Genomic DNA, 15,040 nt, shown 5'->3' on the forward strand with positions numbered 1-15,040 from the left:
GGTGCGATGCGTAAAATCATTCATGTCGATATGGACTGCTTCTTCGCGGCGGTGGAAATGCGCGACGATCCCAGCCTGCGCGATATTCCGCTGGCGATTGGCGGCAGCGCCGATCGGCGCGGGGTGATCAGCACCGCCAACTACCCGGCGCGGCGCTATGGCGTACACAGCGCCATGTCCACGGCGATGGCGCTCAAGCTGTGTCCGCATCTCACCCTGCTGCCGGGGCGCATGGCGGCCTATAAAGAGGCTTCGCTGCACATCCGCGAAATCTTCGCCCGCTATACCCCGTTGATCGAGCCGCTGTCGCTTGATGAAGCCTATCTCGACGTGACCGACAGCCCGCAATGCAACGGTTCGGCGACGCTGATCGCCCAGGAAATCCGTCAGGCGATCGCCGACGAGCTGAACCTGACCGCGTCGGCCGGCGTCGCGCCGATCAAGTTTCTCGCCAAAATCGCCTCCGAGATGAACAAGCCGAACGGGCAATACGTGATCACGCCGGCGCAGGTGCCGGCGTTTTTGCAGCAGCTGCCGCTCAGCAAGATCCCCGGCGTCGGCAAGGTGACCGCCAAACGGCTGGAGGAAGTGGGGCTCATCACCTGCGCCGACGTGCAGCAATACGATTTGGCGCAGCTGCTCAAGCGCTTCGGCAAGTTTGGCCGGGTGTTGTGGGAACGGTGTCAGGGCATCGATCGGCGCGAAATCTCGGCGGAGCGGCTGCGCAAATCGGTGGGGGTGGAGCGCACGCTGGCGGAAGACATTCACGACTGGGAAGACTGCGAAACGCTGATTATCGACAAACTCTATCCCGAGCTGGAGATGCGGCTGCGCAAGGTAAAGCCGGATCTGCACATCGCCCGGCAGGGCGTGAAGCTGAAGTTTCAGGATTTTCAGCAAACCACCCAGGAGCACGTCTTCCCGGTGTTGAACCGGCAGGATTTGCTGGAGGTGGCGCGGCAGGCGTGGCGCGAGCGGCGCGAAGGGCGCGGCGTGCGGCTGGTGGGGTTGCATGTGACGCTGCTCGATCCGCAGCTGGAGCGGCAGCTGGCGCTGCCTTGGGAATAAAAAAGCCGGCGAGTCGCCGGCTTTTTGCGTTAAGCGTGCAGATTACGCGCGCTCAGGGATTGCTTTCAGCAGCGAGGTCAGCAGCTTCCAGTACAGACCGACGCTTTCGATATGCACTTGCTCATCCGGCGAGTGCGGGCCGGTGATGGTTGGCCCGATCGATACCATATCCATGTTTGGATACGGCTTTTTGAACAGACCGCATTCCAGACCGGCGTGGATCACCATGATGTTCGGCGTCTTGTTGAACAGCTCCTGATACAGCTCGCGCACCAGGTGCATCACCGGTGAGTCGGCGTCCGGCTGCCAGCCCGGGTAGCCCCCCTTCGGCGCCACGTTGGCGCCGGCCAGCTGGCCCAGCGCGGCCAGCATCTCGACAACGTAATCTTTGCCGCTGTCGATCAGGGAGCGGATCAGGCAGATGATTTCCGCTTCGTTTTCGCTGGTGGTGACTACGCCGACGTTCAGCGAGGTTTCCACCACGCCTTTCACCGCGTCGCTCATGCGGATCACGCCGTTCGGCGTGCCGTTCAGTAGCGCCAGGAAGCGTTGCTGGCTGTCGGCGCTCAGCGCCTGCGAAGCGCTGGTGGTCGGCTCCAGCAGCACGGTGATGTTCTTCTCTTTGGCGGAGAGTTCGTTCTGCAGCACGGCCAGGAACTCTTGGCTCAGCGCTTTCAGCGCGTCGGCTTTTTCTGCCGGCACCGCTACCACCGCGGAGGCTTCACGCGGGATGGCGTTGCGCAGGGTGCCGCCGTTCAGGTCCAGCACGCGCAGGTTCAGCGCCTCCGCATGGGCGAATAGGAAGCGCGCCAGCAGTTTGTTGGCGTTGCCCAGCCCGACGTGGATCTCGGCGCCGGAATGGCCGCCTTTCAGGCCCTTGAGGGTCAGCTTCAGGGTTTGGTAACCGGCCGGCACCGCTTCGCGCTGCAGCGGCAGGGTGGTGATGAAGTCGATACCGCCGGCGCAACCCATGTAGATTTCGCCTTCTTCTTCGGAATCGGTATTGATCAGGATGTCCGCCTGCAGCCAGTTCGGCTGCAGCCCGAAGGCGCCGTCCATCCCCGCTTCTTCGGTCATGGTCAGCAGCACTTCCAGCGGGCCGTGCTCAACGCTGTCGTCGGCCAGCACCGCCAGGGCGGAGGCCATGCCGATGCCGTTGTCGGCGCCCAGCGTGGTGCCGCGCGCTTTCACCCACTCGCCGGCGATATAAGGTTGGATCGGATCCTTGGCGAAGTCGTGTACGGTGTCGTTATTCTTTTGCGGCACCATGTCCAGGTGCGCCTGCAGCGCGACCGGCTTGCGGTTTTCCATGCCTTTGGTGGCCGGCTTGCGCAGCAGGATATTGCCGACCTGATCGCGCTCGGCGTGCAGGTTCTTTTCTTTGGCCCAGGTGAGGATGTGCTGCGCCAGCGCTTCTTCATGATAAGAAGGGTGCGGGATAGAACAGATCTTGGCGAAAATATCCCACAGCGGCTGTGGCGAAAGCTGAGACAATTCAGACACTATAAGTCTCCTGTGACGGCAGGCTCCGACAGGACGGGCGTGCCGCGCGGTTAAGGTGAGCGGGTATCTGTGCGTCGTGGCACGATCGTCAGAGAATATCACTTTATTTCCGGCGGTGCGCCCCCCGTATTGTGCGGTTTAAGCGCTTGATCACATGGCTTCGCTGCGGGAACGCTCGCTTTTTCAGCATCAATCACCGAAAAGCCGCCCGGCGGAAATCGCGAGGTTTTCCTCGGTACAGCTGGAATTCAACGCGGCCAGTCTCTATAATCTCGCGCAACCTTTTTTCCCCTGAACTACAAATAAGCCGCTTCACCGCCGGCTGGGACACGATTCTATGAGCGAAAAATACGTTGTTACCTGGGATATGCTGCAAATGCACGCACGCAAGCTGGCGCACCGCCTGCTGCCTGCCGACAAATGGACAGGCATCATTGCCGTAAGCCGCGGCGGTCTGGTACCGGCGGGCCTGCTGGCGCGCGAACTGGGCATCCGCTATGTGGATACCGTCTGCATTTCCAGCTATGACCATGACAACCAACGCGAAATGAAAGTGCTCAAGCGCGCCGAAGGCGACGGTGAAGGCTTCATCGTGGTGGACGATCTGGTGGATACCGGCGGCACCGCGAAAGCGATCCGCGACATGTACCCGAAAGCGCATTTCGTCACCATCTTCGCCAAGCCGGCGGGCCGTCCGCTGGTGGACGACTACGAAGTCGACATCCCGCAGGATACCTGGATCGAACAGCCGTGGGACATGGGCGTCAGCTTCGTTCCCCCGATCGGCGGTCGCTAAGTCCAGCCAGTTCCAGCCCAACGCCCGGTTATGCCGGGCGTTTGCGTTATCTTGGTTTATCCCGCCAGAGTTAGGTACACTACCTCCAGTTAAGTAGGCCTTTTGCGGCCTATCGCCAGATTTACGGAGGCTGTTGTTACCATGGCACAGGCCAACCTTTCTGAAATTCTTTTCAAGCCCAAATTCAAACATCCCGAAACCTCGACGCTGGTGCTGCGTGCGCGCAACAAAGTGAGCGCCGCCATGCATTCCGCATTGGAAGGCGACACCACCGGCAGCTGGTACCGCATGCTGAATCCGCTGCTGTGGGCCTGGCGTGGCGTCAGCCCGATCGAAATCCACGAAGTGCTGGCGCGCATCGCCGCCTCCGACGCCGAGCGCAGCAATCCGCAGCGGCTGGATACCGTGGTGGGCTACCGCAATGGCAACTGGATCTACGAGTGGATCCATCAGGGCATGCAGTGGCAGCAGCGGGCGACGGAGCAGCAGGATCCGCTGGTCGGCGGCGAGTACTGGCTGAAGGCCGCGAGCCTGTACAGCATCGCCGGTTACCCGCACCTGAAGGGCGACGAGCTGGCTGAACAGGCGGAGATGCTCGCCAACCGCGCTTACGAAGAGGCGGCGCTGCTGTTGCCGTATCAGCTGAAAGAGCTGGAGTTTCGCATCGAAGGCGGCGGCTGCGTCACCGGTTTCCTGCACATGCCCGAGAAGGGCGAAGCGCCGTTCCCGACGGTGCTGATGTGCGGCAGCCTCGACACGCTGCAGACCGACTATCACCGTCTGTTCCGCGACTACCTGGCGCCGCACGGCATCGCCATGCTGACGCTCGACATGCCGTCGATCGGCTCCTCCTGCAAGTGGAAGCTGACGCAGGACTCCAGCTACCTGCACCAGCAGGTGCTGATCCAGCTGGCCTCGGTGCCGTGGGTGGATCATCAGCGGGTGAGCGCTTTCGGCTTCCGTTTCGGCGCCAACGTGGCGGTGCGATTGGCCTATCTGGAGCCGCAGCGGCTGCGCGGCGTAGCCTGCCTGGGGCCGGTGGTGCATCGCCTGCTGTGCGACAGCAGCACCCAGCTGAACGTGCCGGACATGTATATGGACGTGCTGGCCAGCCGCATGGGCATGGCCAATGCCTCGGACAACGTGCTGAAGGTGGAACTGAACAGCTACTCGCTGAAAATGCAGGGGCTGCTGGGGCGCCGTTGCCCGACGCCGATGATCTCCGGCTACTGGGAGCGCGATACGCTCAGCCCGAAAGAAGAGTCGCAGCTGATCGTCACCTCTTCGGTGAGCGGCAAGCTGATCGCCATCCCGCGCACCCCGGTTTACGATAGCTTCCACCGGGCGTTGTTGCAGATGTCCGGTTGGCTGAAGGATAAAATGCGTTAATTAGTTGCTAAATTTTAACAATTTGTTAAAAAGAGTGGTCTACATTGAGGAGGTTAGAGAATGACGTTACCGAGTGGTCACCCTAAAAGCCGACTAATGAAACGTTTTGCCAGCTTGGGGCCGTACCTGCGTGAAGGGCAATGTGAAAACGACCGTTTTTTCTTTGATTGTTTGGCCGTCTGCGTCAATGTAAAGCCCGCTCCGGAAAAGCGTGAGTTCTGGGGCTGGTGGATGGAGCTGCAGGCGGAAGAGGCGCGCTTCACCTATTCGTACCAATTCGGCCTGTTCGACAAGGAAGGCGACTGGACGGCGGAAAACATTAAGGATGATGAAGTGAACGCCAAGCTGGAAGACACCCTGCGCGACTTCCATCGCCGCCTGGGCGAGCTGCTGGCGACCATGGAACTGGGGCTGGAACCCGCCGACGATTTCAAAGAAAAACTGATCAAACTCTCCGCCTGACCCCGTTTGACCACGTATTGTGCTGATTTCGCGTTGTGCCTGTTGGCATAACGCGTCTCTCCTGTTACAAAGACCTTTGCACTCTTCTTCTCATCATTACACACGGCAGAAATACTATGAACGGCAGCCAGACATTGGTTGTGAAATTGGGCACCAGCGTGTTGACCGGCGGATCGCTGCGTCTGAACCGCGCCCACATTGTCGAATTGGTGCGCCAGTGCGCGCAGCAACACGCCGCGGGTCACCGCATTGTCATCGTCACCTCCGGCGCCATCGCCGCCGGGCGCGAACACCTGGGCTACCCCGAGCTGCCCGCCACCATCGCCTCCAAGCAGCTGCTGGCAGCGGTAGGGCAGAGCCGGCTGATCCAGCTGTGGGAACAGCTGTTCTCCATTTACGGCATTCACGTCGGGCAGATGCTGCTGACGCGCGCCGATCTGGAAGACCGCGAGCGCTTCCTCAATGCGCGCGATACCATGACGGCGCTGCTGGACAACCGCATCGTGCCGGTAATCAATGAGAACGACGCCGTCGCCACCGCCGAAATCAAGGTGGGCGACAACGATAACCTGTCGGCACTGGCGGCCATTCTGGCCGGGGCCGACAAACTGCTGCTGCTGACCGATCAGCAGGGCCTCTACACCGCCGATCCGCGCAACAATCCGCAGGCCGAACTGATCCGTGAAGTGCACGGCATCGACGACGCGCTGCGCGCCATCGCCGGCGACAGCGTCTCCGGTCTGGGCACCGGCGGCATGGGCACCAAGCTGCAGGCGGCCGACGTGGCCTGCCGCGCCGGCATCGACGTGGTGATCGCCGCGGGCAGCAAGCCGGGCGTGGTGGCGGACGTGATCGAAGGCAAACCGGTGGGCACCCGTTTCCACGCGTTGGAAACCCCGCTGGAAAACCGCAAGCGCTGGATCTTTGGCGCGCCACCGGCCGGTGAGATCACCGTCGACGACGGCGCGGTGGAAGCGATGATGGCGCGCGGCAGCTCGCTGTTGCCAAAGGGCATCCGCGAAGTGAAGGGCGACTTCTCGCGCGGCGAAGTGATCCGTATCCGCAACCTGACGGGGCGCGATCTGGCGCACGGCGTCAGCCGCTACAACAGCGACGCGATGCGCATGATCGCCGGGCACCACTCGCAGGAAATCAGCGAGATCCTCGGTTATGAATACGGTCCGGTGGCAGTGCACCGCGACGATATGATTGTCAGTTAAGGAGTGAGCATGCTGGAGCAGATGGGGAAGGCCGCCAAGCAGGCCTCCTGGCAGCTGGCGGTGCTGAGCACGGCGAAGAAGAATCAGGTGCTGTCGGTGATGGCCGACAGGCTGGAAGCCAACAGTGAAGCGATCCTGCTGGCGAATGAACAAGACATGGCGCAGGCGCGCGCCACCGGCATGAGCGAAGCGCTGCTCGATCGCCTGTTGCTGACCCCGGCGCGGCTGGCGGCGATCGCCAACGACGTGCGCCAGGTGTGCCGCCTGAACGATCCGGTCGGCCACGTGCTGGACGGCAACCTGCTGGACAGCGGGCTGAAGCTGGAGCGCCGGCGGGTGCCGCTCGGCGTGATCGGCGTGATTTACGAGGCGCGGCCGAACGTCACCATCGACGTCGCCAGCCTGTGCCTGAAAACCGGCAACGCAGTGATCCTGCGCGGCGGTAAAGAGACGCACAACACCAACCAGGCGACGGTGAAAGTGATCCAGCAGGCGTTGGAACAGTGTGGCCTGCCGGCGGCGGCGGTGCAGGCGATCGACAGCCCGGATCGCGCGCTGGTGAACGAACTGCTGCGCCTGGATCGCTACGTCGACATGCTGATCCCGCGCGGCGGCGCCGGCCTACACAAGCTGTGCCGCGAGCAATCGACCATCCCGGTGATCACCGGCGGCATCGGCGTGTGCCATACCTATGTGGATGCCGACGTTGATTTCGACAAGGCGCTGACGGTGATTGAAAACGCCAAGATCCAGCGCCCGAGCGCCTGTAACTCGCTGGAGACGCTGCTGGTGAACCGCAGCATCGCCGCCGAGTTCCTGCCGGCGCTGAGCGCCAAAATGGCGGCGGCGGGCGTGACGCTGCACGCGGCGGAAAACGCGCTGCCGCTGCTGCAGGGCGGCCCGGCGACGGTGGTGCCGGTGAACGCGGAGGATTACGACGACGAATGGCTGTCGCTGGATCTGAACGTGCTGCTGGTGGACGATATCGATCAGGCCATCGATCACATCCGCACCCACGGCACTAACCATTCCGACGCGATCCTCACCCGTTCGCTGAGCAGCGCCGAGCACTTCGTGCGCGCGGTGGACTCCTCGGCGGTGTACGTCAACGCCAGCACCCGCTTCACCGACGGCGGCCAGTTCGGCTTGGGCGCGGAAGTGGCGGTGAGCACCCAGAAACTGCACGCCCGCGGCCCGATGGGCCTGGACGCGCTGACCACCTACAAGTGGATTGGCTACGGCGACGATCTGGTGCGTAGCTAAGGCCGCATTGCGGTCATAAAGAGGTCAGGGCGCACCATGCTGCGCCCTGATTGTTTTTGGAAAAGGGGGACTGCACGACAGTCTGGTTGCTTGCAAAACAACCAAACGCCCCGGCGGGCTATTGACTCATTTCGCGCGCAGGTCTACCTTGTTCAACGCACTTCCGGCTTGCCCCGCAGGCCCGGCTCGATGCCGATATAGCTCAGTTGGTAGAGCAGCGCATTCGTAATGCGAAGGTCGTAGGTTCGACTCCTATTATCGGCACCATTTCAAGTTTCACTGCCTTCCTTGTAAAAATACGCAGCACTGGCGTCTGCAACGCTTGCGGTTGATATTTCTGCTTATCGCGACGTGGCAATGCGCTGCAAGGTATAATACAAACGTGTTTGTTTAATCATTCACACAACCAGCAAGCGTCGTAAGCAGAATAATACGTTGCTACGGTTGAACCTCACCGTCTTTTTTTATCTGGGAAAAGACATTATCGCCAATGTTAAATCACTGGCTTATTTATAAAGTGAGGTTGTTATGTGTGGATGTTTGATTTCAAGAACGAAGGACTTTAACTTTAATGGTCAACGTTATAGGGTTTTTATTGCTCATGACAAGCAAGCGCATGGCGATTTAAAAGCGCTTTACTTTCTCGATGCCAATACTCAATTCTCCAAGCTGACCGAACGCCATCAGAGTAGAAACAACGACAATATTCTTTATGTGGGCATCGGCTATCAGGATGGGGTGGATATACTAAAAGCAAGAACCCGCGACTATACGGTTCCCTCTGATGATAAAGAGTTTATTGACGGTGGCGGAGCGCCGGCATTTTATCAGTTTATCACCGCATGCGTTAAGCCCTGGGTTGAGTCACGCTACTCAATCAATACAGACAAACAAACGCTGGCAGGTCATTCACATGGCGGGCATTTTGTACTTTATACGCTGTTGAACCATCCTGACGCGTTTCAAAATTATCTGGCGGCCAGTCCATCGATCTGGTGGGGGAATGGGGCGTTGCTTCCTGATGGCAAGTTAACAATCGCTGAAAGCGTTAATAAAATAACCCTGATGATTGGCGAGTATGAGGAAAAGGTTCATCCGCAAAGTAATGAAACTGAAAGAGGGCGGGTGACCAGAATTAATGCAACACCCAAATTGCGAGTCAGGCATCTGGCAAAAAAACTGATCGAAGATGAGCAACGCTGTGATTTTATTTTCTGCTCAGGGCGTCGTCACCAAGGGGTCATCAAGGATTATGCACTGATGGCGAATGCGATTGCGGCGCATAATACTCAACGTGATGGGCTTTAGCGTCGTGATATAGTCATTTTTTGAACACCTGCAAGTGAGCTGCTTTTAATCGTCTGCAGGCATTCACCAGGGAAACTAAAAATTATAACGATATGCCGATATCAGGCAATGAAAATCTGTTTTAACCTTATCTTTTACAATGACGGCTGCGGGATAATTTTCGCTCATCTATTATGCCGACGAGCTCCTGCGAGCGTGCGTGTTTTTTTGAGCCGAAACCGAGTATCTGTAGCCTCACTTTCCATGCATCCCCCTGCTTATCCTTTCGCCGGTTAAACAACCGTTTAATTAATCGCTGTTATAATTACCCCTGTTGAGCCTTGATGGATGAATGTTTTCCTCCTCAAGCATTGCGATGCGGCGCTCTGTGGAGCGGCATCCGTTTTTAGGCATGCCGGTGGTTCGGTGAGAAGTTAGGAGAAGTGAACTATGAGCAGAAAAGACAAGCTCGCGGCGGCCCTGTTGGCCATCTTCCTGGGCGGACTGGGCATTCACAAGTTTTACTTAGGGATGAAGTGGTGGGGGCTGTTCTACCTGCTGTTCTGCTGGACGGGGATCCCATCGATTGTCGGCTTTATCGAAGGCATTATTTATCTGTTCCAATCGGAAGAGAAATTCAACCAGAAATACAATCCGGGTCTGATTTAAGGCTTTTCTGACGGCGCTTCCTGCTAAGGGAAGCGCCGTTTTTCATTCCGTTACTGTTTCTTCATCATCATCTTGCCGCGCATCTCTTTGCTCATCATTTTATTCGAGCTGGAGATCACGCAGTTATATTGCTTGCCTTGGTTAATGATCATAAAGGTGCTGACCGGATTTTTAAAATCCTTGTCGATGGTGAAATAAATATAGGCCTGCGGTAGTGCAGCCGGTTTAAAGGCGCCGAAGGCATACATATCCGCCAGGCCCAGCGCAGAGAGATCGACCGTCAGCTCCATGGGTTTCATGGAATCCGGCGATGGGAACATCGACTTGGCCGACATCATCATAGTGCTGCTGTTGATGGTGTAATCGGTTTTGACCTTCATGCCCATATATTTCGATTCCGGCATGGAAAGTTCTTTTTGGCAGGCGGCGTCGTGCTGCGGCGCCGGGCTGCCGTTTTCCATCACGGCGTGCACGTGTTCCAGCATCACTTCCGCGTTGCCGGTGGTAGGTTGTGCATCGGCCGCGTAAGCCGCGCCGCTGAAGGCGGCCACAGAGGTAAGGATAATGCCCGTAACGATTTTCATTGTCGGTCTCCGGAATGCTAATAATGATATTAATTGCGGTGTGTAGCCTATTGGCCTGATAAAAAGCAAAGTGACCCGTTCCGTGGAGATAAAATAGCCTCGGAATTTTTATAATAAATAGCGTTTCACCCACGCGGTACGCGAGGTTTTTTTAATTATATTGAGAGTCTTTATCTTTTGTTTTTCAGTCTGTTTACCTGCATATAAAGAGTATGTATAAACATAGTCAATGTTTAGAATATGCACAAATTATTGCGGTTTTTTTCACTTTCATTTTTCTTTTTTTAACAGGGTTATAAATATTGCATTGAGAAACAGGGAGTTGTCTTTTCTACGTTAAAATCACGCAGTGAAGCATTATTTATGTGATCTTCATAGTCACAGAAATAACGCTGAAATTATTATCTTTCTATTTAACGGCTAATTATTCATGGCATAGGCTTCAACCGCTTGCGTTTCCTGCGCTAGAATCAGGCGGTTTTCTCGTGGAAAAGGATATCGTCATGGCCGCCTGGGCGCTTTTGATCGTCGGTTGGGTGTTGATTTGGCAGGATCACCCGGTTTGGGGTGTGCTGTGCATCGCGCTGTTTGCCGTGCTGCAATGGGCGAAGCGCGCCGCTAAAAGCGGGCAAGAACCCGAAGAGGCGACAGAGTGGCGTAAGACCGACTGGCGTTCGCAGCCGATTGAGATGGCGCACGCCGGCGACAGCGACCGGCAGATTGGCGGCGTGGGGGAACTGGGCATGGGCGGCCCCAGCTTTTGGACGCTGCTGCTGCGCGACGGGGCGATTGTGCATGGCGCCTGTGCCGCGCCGCAGGACGTGGACGATGGCAAGCTGCGCCTGATACCGACCCGCAGCCGCGAGGGAGAGGAGCTGACGGTATACGAGCCCGCCGCCCGGGCGATGTATGCGCTGCCTGCGTTGACCGATCGCGAGCTGGGAGCCTTGGCCGCCGGTTCCGTTGAGGCGTTGGTGCGGCTGCGGGCGACGTGTCGGCAGGTGGAAGCCACGCCGTTGCACCTTGTGCGCGGTCTGTGGGTGCCGCAGTGGGTAGCGGATCCGGCGGATCGGCTGGAGATCACGTTGCCCAGCGGCCGCGTGCTGGCGGCGCGCGCGATGTTGCCGGCGGATCTGCGCCAGGCGGACGATCCTGCCGCGCTGTTGCACACGCCGCCTTATGAACTGTTGTTGGATAACAGGCCGACCGATCGCTTCGTGCGCGATCTCGAACGCGTGGCGGAATCCCCGTCGGGTGACGGTTTGAGCGTCGGCGGCTGCCAGTTCCGCGGCGAGCATATCGTCGATGGCCTATACCATCTCTACTTCGCCGGCGAGTGGTTCAGCCTGCTCTCTTATGCGCATAAACCGGCGGGCGGGCGCGGTTCGGACACCACCTTTTTCGTCGAGCGGGTCGAGCCGCAAGACGGCGGGGTGTTTGTGATTGAATGGGATGCCTACAGCGTGGGGCCAGGCGGGCGTGAGCCGCGCGTGCCGGCCCCGCCGGTATTGGTTATCGCGGTAAGTTGGCAGGAAACGCCGCTGCAGTTGCCAACGGCCAACAACCGCGTGACCGTGCGTTTGCCCAACGCCACGGCGTAAGGCTTAGGGCAGCACCCTGACTTCGCCGTCGTGCAAGGTCAGCACCGCGATCGGGCTGCCGGAGAAGCACTCCCTAAAGATCCAGTCGCTGGGCCGAAACGCCGCCGCAGGCAGCCCGGCCTGCCACTCCTCCCACTGCGGGGCCGGCCGATCCGGCGGCAACAAGAAGGTGACCAGCCAACCGGCTTCGCAGTGCACCCTTTGGCCGCTCGGGCGGGTAAAGGTGTGCGCGCTCGCCAGCTCCATCACCGGCGGTAAAACCTCGAAGGCGATGATCGGCACGCCGGCTACGCTCTGTGGCTGAGGAAAACGCACGGCGGTCACGCCGTTCATCGTGATAGGGCTGTCTTCGGTGCCGGGCAGGCGTGGATCCTGGCGGTTTACCCAACTGCCTTTCGGCAGCGTCGTTTCACCGAACGGCTTTGCCTCGTCGAGCGTCAGGTAGCTGCGTTGATTCCAGTGTTCTTCCGCCCGCTGGCTCTTGATGTCCTGGATCGCCATGCCGATCAGCATCAGCGCGCACGCCACCGGGTAGACCGCCAGCGCCGAGGCCAGCAGATAGCCGCCCCAGGAGAGCGGCGGTCGCGGTCGGCCGCAGCGGGCGGCGATGTAGCGCCGGCCCCACCAGGCGATCAGGATGCCGGCGAGCAGCAGGGCCAACAACAGCGCCAGCAATCCTGCGGCGCCGGCGCCATAGCCTAACAGCATGGCAGGTTCCTCATGTTCATGGCGTGGTGGATCGATAGCGAACGAAGTAGGGCAGCGCCGGGGTCTCCCCGTCATCGCCATAGTGGCTTTCCGGTTCGATCACGGTTTGGCGCGTGTCGTCGCGCCCGTTGTAGCGGTACTCCAACGGCTGTCGGTAGCGCACGTCGGATGAGCGCAGATCGAAAATCAGCGAAAGACGCGCATCGCCGTTATCCGTTTGGGCGACCAGCTTGTCGTTGCCCGCCCACAGCTGATACAGCGATTTATCGCCGTTTTCCAACAGCACCGCCAACTGCCCGTCGGATTGATACCGCAGAAGCTGATACAGCCCTCTGTCCAGCGTTTGGGCGATCAGGTAGATGCCGCCATCCGGCGCCTGCGCGCTTTCCTTGACGCGCACCGTTAGCCAATGCAGTTCGGCCACCTCGCCGGTTTTGCCGTTAACGGCAATGTGCAAGGCGCCGGAACCGAGCACCGGGTTCATCCAAAACAGCACGCGATCGCCATCAACGGCGGTAAAGATCTCGGGCATGGATTTGCGCTTACCGGAGGCGTAAGCCGTCGGTGACTCCTCCTCGCCGCGCTCAAAGCCCAGCAGCTGTCGCTCATCCAACAGCGCCGGCAGATCCAGCGTCTGCCGCCAATGGGCGCCAAAGTCCGGGCTGTAGAATACGCCTTCGGTGCTGATGAAATACAGCGCGCGCTTTCCCGACAGCGCCACCAGTTTGCCGCCGATAAAGGAAGGCAGATTGTCGTCGCCCTCCGGCCAGGGGATCAGCGCCCCGAGGGTGCCCCGTTGCACATCGACCAGCCGGCGCCCTTTGGACAGAAAAAGCACGCACTCCTGTTCGCCGCACACCGCATCGTGGATCAAGTCGTCGAGTTCCCCCAGCATCTGTAACCCTTTTGGGCCGGCAAACAGCACCTGGCTGAGGTAGTTGGCCGCCCAGCCGTAAAAGCTATTGTACGCGCGGTCTTCACTTCTTTTGCTGGTGAGCAGCAGGGCGCCGTCCTGCGCCGGGTAGCTGTGGATGAGATCATAACGGGCTATCGTCGGCAACGCCTGGTCGCCCTGAGTCCATTGCCACTGCGCATAGCGTTGCTCAGGGGCGAGCAAATAGACGCCCAGCGCGCTGGCCAAAAACAGCGTCAGGATAATAAGGGGTCTTTTATAAAGCGCTAACGTCATCATTTCAGCTCCGTCACCTGAGCCTGCCGCCATAACCTGCGGCGCAGATTTCTCAGGTATTTAAACGTTTTAAACGTGCGGTGCTGGTCAAAAGAGTACAGGCGGCAGATCTGGGCGAACCCCTCGATCAACAGCGCCAGGCCGCTGACCATCAGCATCATCAGCAGCAGAATCGGCGGCAACTCACTGCCGAGGCGCTTCAGGGTCCAGGCATCCAGGTAAAAGCCCGCTGGGGTATCGGCGTTATCCCACACGATCAGACCGAGCATCAAACACATCATGATCGCGCCCAGGATGAAAACGACACGCGCGCTCAGGTTAAGGCCGGCTTCGGTGAAGTAGCGATTGCCGCCGATGAGATAGGTTTGGTGGTCGCGATGATTGATGATCCCGCGCACCGTAGGCAACTCGGGGACGGTGTCGTTCTCGCAGTACAACACCTGCAGCGGATCGCCCTTAGCGATGAAAAGCGGATGCTGCCGACGAAATACCGGATGCAGTTTGGTCGTGGGGACGTTGAGCGCGCGGGTCGTCACCGCGAAGTGCGTCTCGTTCTGACGCCACGCGTAAGTGTCCAAATACTGCACCTGCCGCGGGATCTCATAGTGGCGAAGTTCGTAGCTCAGGGCGTTGACCGTCTCGATGCCGGAGGCCTCGACGCCGTCAGGAAGGGGAAGTGCGGTCTGCAGCGGTGCGGTCGTCGGCACGGCGTCTTTGCGGACGGCCCGGTATCTGATGCCGGGGATTTTCAGGCTGAGCGAATCGGGCGGCGTGACGTCTTGCCCCAGCAGCACGCGATCCAGCGCCCTGAGCAGGCGCCTGCGGCCGCGGTGCGCAATCAACAGGAGCTCTGAGCCGACGAACAGCACCAGGCCGATGCCGATAAGGCCGGCGATGATGGCGATAAAGAACAGGACGATGGTCAGCCAGGAGTCTTCCCGGTCCATGATGAAAAAGCCCGCCGGGAAACCGCCGGCCATCACGACGCCCAGCAGCAGCAGGGCGAAGTATTTCAGCTTGTATTTCAGCGTTCTGTCGGGCTCCAGGCGGCCTTTCGTGCCGTGCAGCAGCCAGTGCAGCCAGTAGCTGCCGTCCCGCAGGCGGTGGGCGCCGATCTTCACCCGATCGCCGGCGGCGAGCGTGGCCAGCAGATTTTCGCTGTCGCTGAAGTCATCGCGATAAAAAAAGAACGTCTGGCCGGAGGCGATGATCCTCACCAGATTGTCGGGCGCCGTCTGCTGGCAGGCGCATTGTTCGACGGTCACATTAAAAAATTGGGTTTGCATGTCATTCCCTGTCAG

General features: G+C 59.3%; 14 protein-coding genes and 1 tRNA gene. 10 read left to right on the forward strand and 5 right to left on the reverse strand.

The window, feature by feature from the left end; all coding sequences use genetic code 11:
• Window positions 1–6 precede the first annotated feature (6 nt).
• On the forward strand, window positions 7–1,068 hold the full coding sequence (gene dinB / locus ACP3TA_RS10170; RefSeq protein ID WP_033641978.1) for a DNA polymerase IV: 1,062 nt from the start codon (window positions 7–9) through the stop codon (window positions 1,066–1,068).
• Window positions 1,069–1,110: 42 nt separating this feature from the next.
• Here the strand turns inward: dinB and pepD are convergent, their stop codons facing one another.
• Complete coding sequence (pepD, locus tag ACP3TA_RS10175; protein ID WP_096241918.1) at window positions 1,111–2,571, reverse strand: beta-Ala-His dipeptidase; 1,461 nt, start codon at window positions 2,569–2,571, stop codon at window positions 1,111–1,113.
• A 337-nt stretch (window positions 2,572–2,908) separates the two neighbouring features.
• Between pepD and gpt the strand changes: the two genes are divergently transcribed.
• The 8 genes from gpt to ACP3TA_RS10215 all read left to right on the forward strand — a co-directional run bounded on the left by gpt (window position 2,909) and on the right by ACP3TA_RS10215 (window position 9,657).
• Window positions 2,909–3,367, forward strand: coding sequence for a xanthine phosphoribosyltransferase (gpt, locus tag ACP3TA_RS10180; protein ID WP_025301674.1), 459 nt, complete (start codon window positions 2,909–2,911; stop codon window positions 3,365–3,367).
• Between the two features lie 141 nt (window positions 3,368–3,508).
• The gene (frsA, locus tag ACP3TA_RS10185; protein ID WP_033651026.1) at window positions 3,509–4,756 is read left to right on the forward strand and encodes an esterase FrsA; all 1,248 of its coding nucleotides are present in this window, start codon (window positions 3,509–3,511) and stop codon (window positions 4,754–4,756) included.
• A gap of 60 nt (window positions 4,757–4,816) precedes the next feature.
• On the forward strand, window positions 4,817–5,218 hold the full coding sequence (crl, locus tag ACP3TA_RS10190; RefSeq protein ID WP_047572530.1) for a sigma factor-binding protein Crl: 402 nt from the start codon (window positions 4,817–4,819) through the stop codon (window positions 5,216–5,218).
• Between the two features lie 116 nt (window positions 5,219–5,334).
• Window positions 5,335–6,438: a glutamate 5-kinase gene (proB, locus tag ACP3TA_RS10195; RefSeq protein ID WP_047572529.1), complete on the forward strand. Its 1,104-nt coding sequence runs from the start codon at window positions 5,335–5,337 to the stop codon at window positions 6,436–6,438.
• A gap of 9 nt (window positions 6,439–6,447) precedes the next feature.
• Window positions 6,448–7,701: a glutamate-5-semialdehyde dehydrogenase gene (gene proA, locus ACP3TA_RS10200; RefSeq protein ID WP_015376739.1), complete on the forward strand. Its 1,254-nt coding sequence runs from the start codon at window positions 6,448–6,450 to the stop codon at window positions 7,699–7,701.
• Between the two features lie 191 nt (window positions 7,702–7,892).
• Window positions 7,893–7,968, forward strand: a tRNA-Thr gene (locus ACP3TA_RS10205).
• Window positions 7,969–8,241: 273 nt separating this feature from the next.
• Complete coding sequence (locus tag ACP3TA_RS10210; protein WP_232106002.1) at window positions 8,242–9,009, forward strand: alpha/beta hydrolase; 768 nt, start codon at window positions 8,242–8,244, stop codon at window positions 9,007–9,009.
• A gap of 429 nt (window positions 9,010–9,438) precedes the next feature.
• On the forward strand, window positions 9,439–9,657 hold the full coding sequence (locus tag ACP3TA_RS10215) for a TM2 domain-containing protein (protein ID WP_033641985.1): 219 nt from the start codon (window positions 9,439–9,441) through the stop codon (window positions 9,655–9,657).
• A gap of 50 nt (window positions 9,658–9,707) precedes the next feature.
• Here ACP3TA_RS10215 and ACP3TA_RS10220 read toward each other — a convergent pair whose 3' ends face one another.
• Complete coding sequence (locus ACP3TA_RS10220; RefSeq protein WP_033641986.1) at window positions 9,708–10,241, reverse strand: hypothetical protein; 534 nt, start codon at window positions 10,239–10,241, stop codon at window positions 9,708–9,710.
• A gap of 485 nt (window positions 10,242–10,726) precedes the next feature.
• Between ACP3TA_RS10220 and ACP3TA_RS10225 the strand changes: the two genes are divergently transcribed.
• On the forward strand, window positions 10,727–11,842 hold the full coding sequence (locus ACP3TA_RS10225; RefSeq protein ID WP_338402488.1) for a hypothetical protein: 1,116 nt from the start codon (window positions 10,727–10,729) through the stop codon (window positions 11,840–11,842).
• 3 nt (window positions 11,843–11,845) lie between these two features.
• Here the strand turns inward: ACP3TA_RS10225 and ACP3TA_RS10230 are convergent, their stop codons facing one another.
• From ACP3TA_RS10230 to ACP3TA_RS10240, 3 genes are read right to left on the reverse strand one after another with little or no spacing between them, the layout of a single operon-like run.
• Window positions 11,846–12,550, reverse strand: a complete 705-nt coding sequence (locus tag ACP3TA_RS10230) for a hypothetical protein (protein ID WP_122016487.1) — start codon at window positions 12,548–12,550, stop codon at window positions 11,846–11,848.
• A gap of 16 nt (window positions 12,551–12,566) precedes the next feature.
• Window positions 12,567–13,742 carry a hypothetical protein gene (locus tag ACP3TA_RS10235; RefSeq protein ID WP_426784593.1) on the reverse strand — a complete coding sequence of 392 codons (1,176 nt, stop codon included), beginning with the start codon at window positions 13,740–13,742 and terminating at the stop codon, window positions 12,567–12,569.
• The gene (locus ACP3TA_RS10240; RefSeq protein WP_206196037.1) at window positions 13,739–15,025 is read right to left on the reverse strand and encodes a hypothetical protein; all 1,287 of its coding nucleotides are present in this window, start codon (window positions 15,023–15,025) and stop codon (window positions 13,739–13,741) included. The genes ACP3TA_RS10235 and ACP3TA_RS10240 overlap by 4 nt, the downstream gene beginning before the upstream one ends.
• Window positions 15,026–15,040 lie beyond the last annotated feature (15 nt).

It is taken from the genome of Serratia sp. 2C06, from assembly GCF_050037615.1.
Lineage (GTDB): Bacteria > Pseudomonadota > Gammaproteobacteria > Enterobacterales > Enterobacteriaceae > Serratia > Serratia ureilytica.

Bases quoted from the DNA above. Each gene is read 5' to 3' on its own strand.
- frsA (WP_033651026.1), top strand. From the start codon at position 3,509: ATGGCACAGGCCAACCTTTCTGAAATTCTTTTCAAGCCCAAATTCAAA.
- ACP3TA_RS10235 (WP_426784593.1), bottom strand. From the start codon at position 13,742: ATGATGACGTTAGCGCTTTATAAAAGACCCCTTATTATCCTGACGCTG.
- gpt (WP_025301674.1), top strand. From the start codon at position 2,909: ATGAGCGAAAAATACGTTGTTACCTGGGATATGCTGCAAATGCACGCA.
- ACP3TA_RS10240 (WP_206196037.1), bottom strand. From the start codon at position 15,025: ATGCAAACCCAATTTTTTAATGTGACCGTCGAACAATGCGCCTGCCAG.
- crl (WP_047572530.1), top strand. From the start codon at position 4,817: ATGACGTTACCGAGTGGTCACCCTAAAAGCCGACTAATGAAACGTTTT.
- proB (WP_047572529.1), top strand. From the start codon at position 5,335: ATGAACGGCAGCCAGACATTGGTTGTGAAATTGGGCACCAGCGTGTTG.
- ACP3TA_RS10230 (WP_122016487.1), bottom strand. From the start codon at position 12,550: ATGCTGTTAGGCTATGGCGCCGGCGCCGCAGGATTGCTGGCGCTGTTG.
- ACP3TA_RS10220 (WP_033641986.1), bottom strand. From the start codon at position 10,241: ATGAAAATCGTTACGGGCATTATCCTTACCTCTGTGGCCGCCTTCAGC.
- ACP3TA_RS10215 (WP_033641985.1), top strand. From the start codon at position 9,439: ATGAGCAGAAAAGACAAGCTCGCGGCGGCCCTGTTGGCCATCTTCCTG.
- proA (WP_015376739.1), top strand. From the start codon at position 6,448: ATGCTGGAGCAGATGGGGAAGGCCGCCAAGCAGGCCTCCTGGCAGCTG.
- dinB (WP_033641978.1), top strand. From the start codon at position 7: ATGCGTAAAATCATTCATGTCGATATGGACTGCTTCTTCGCGGCGGTG.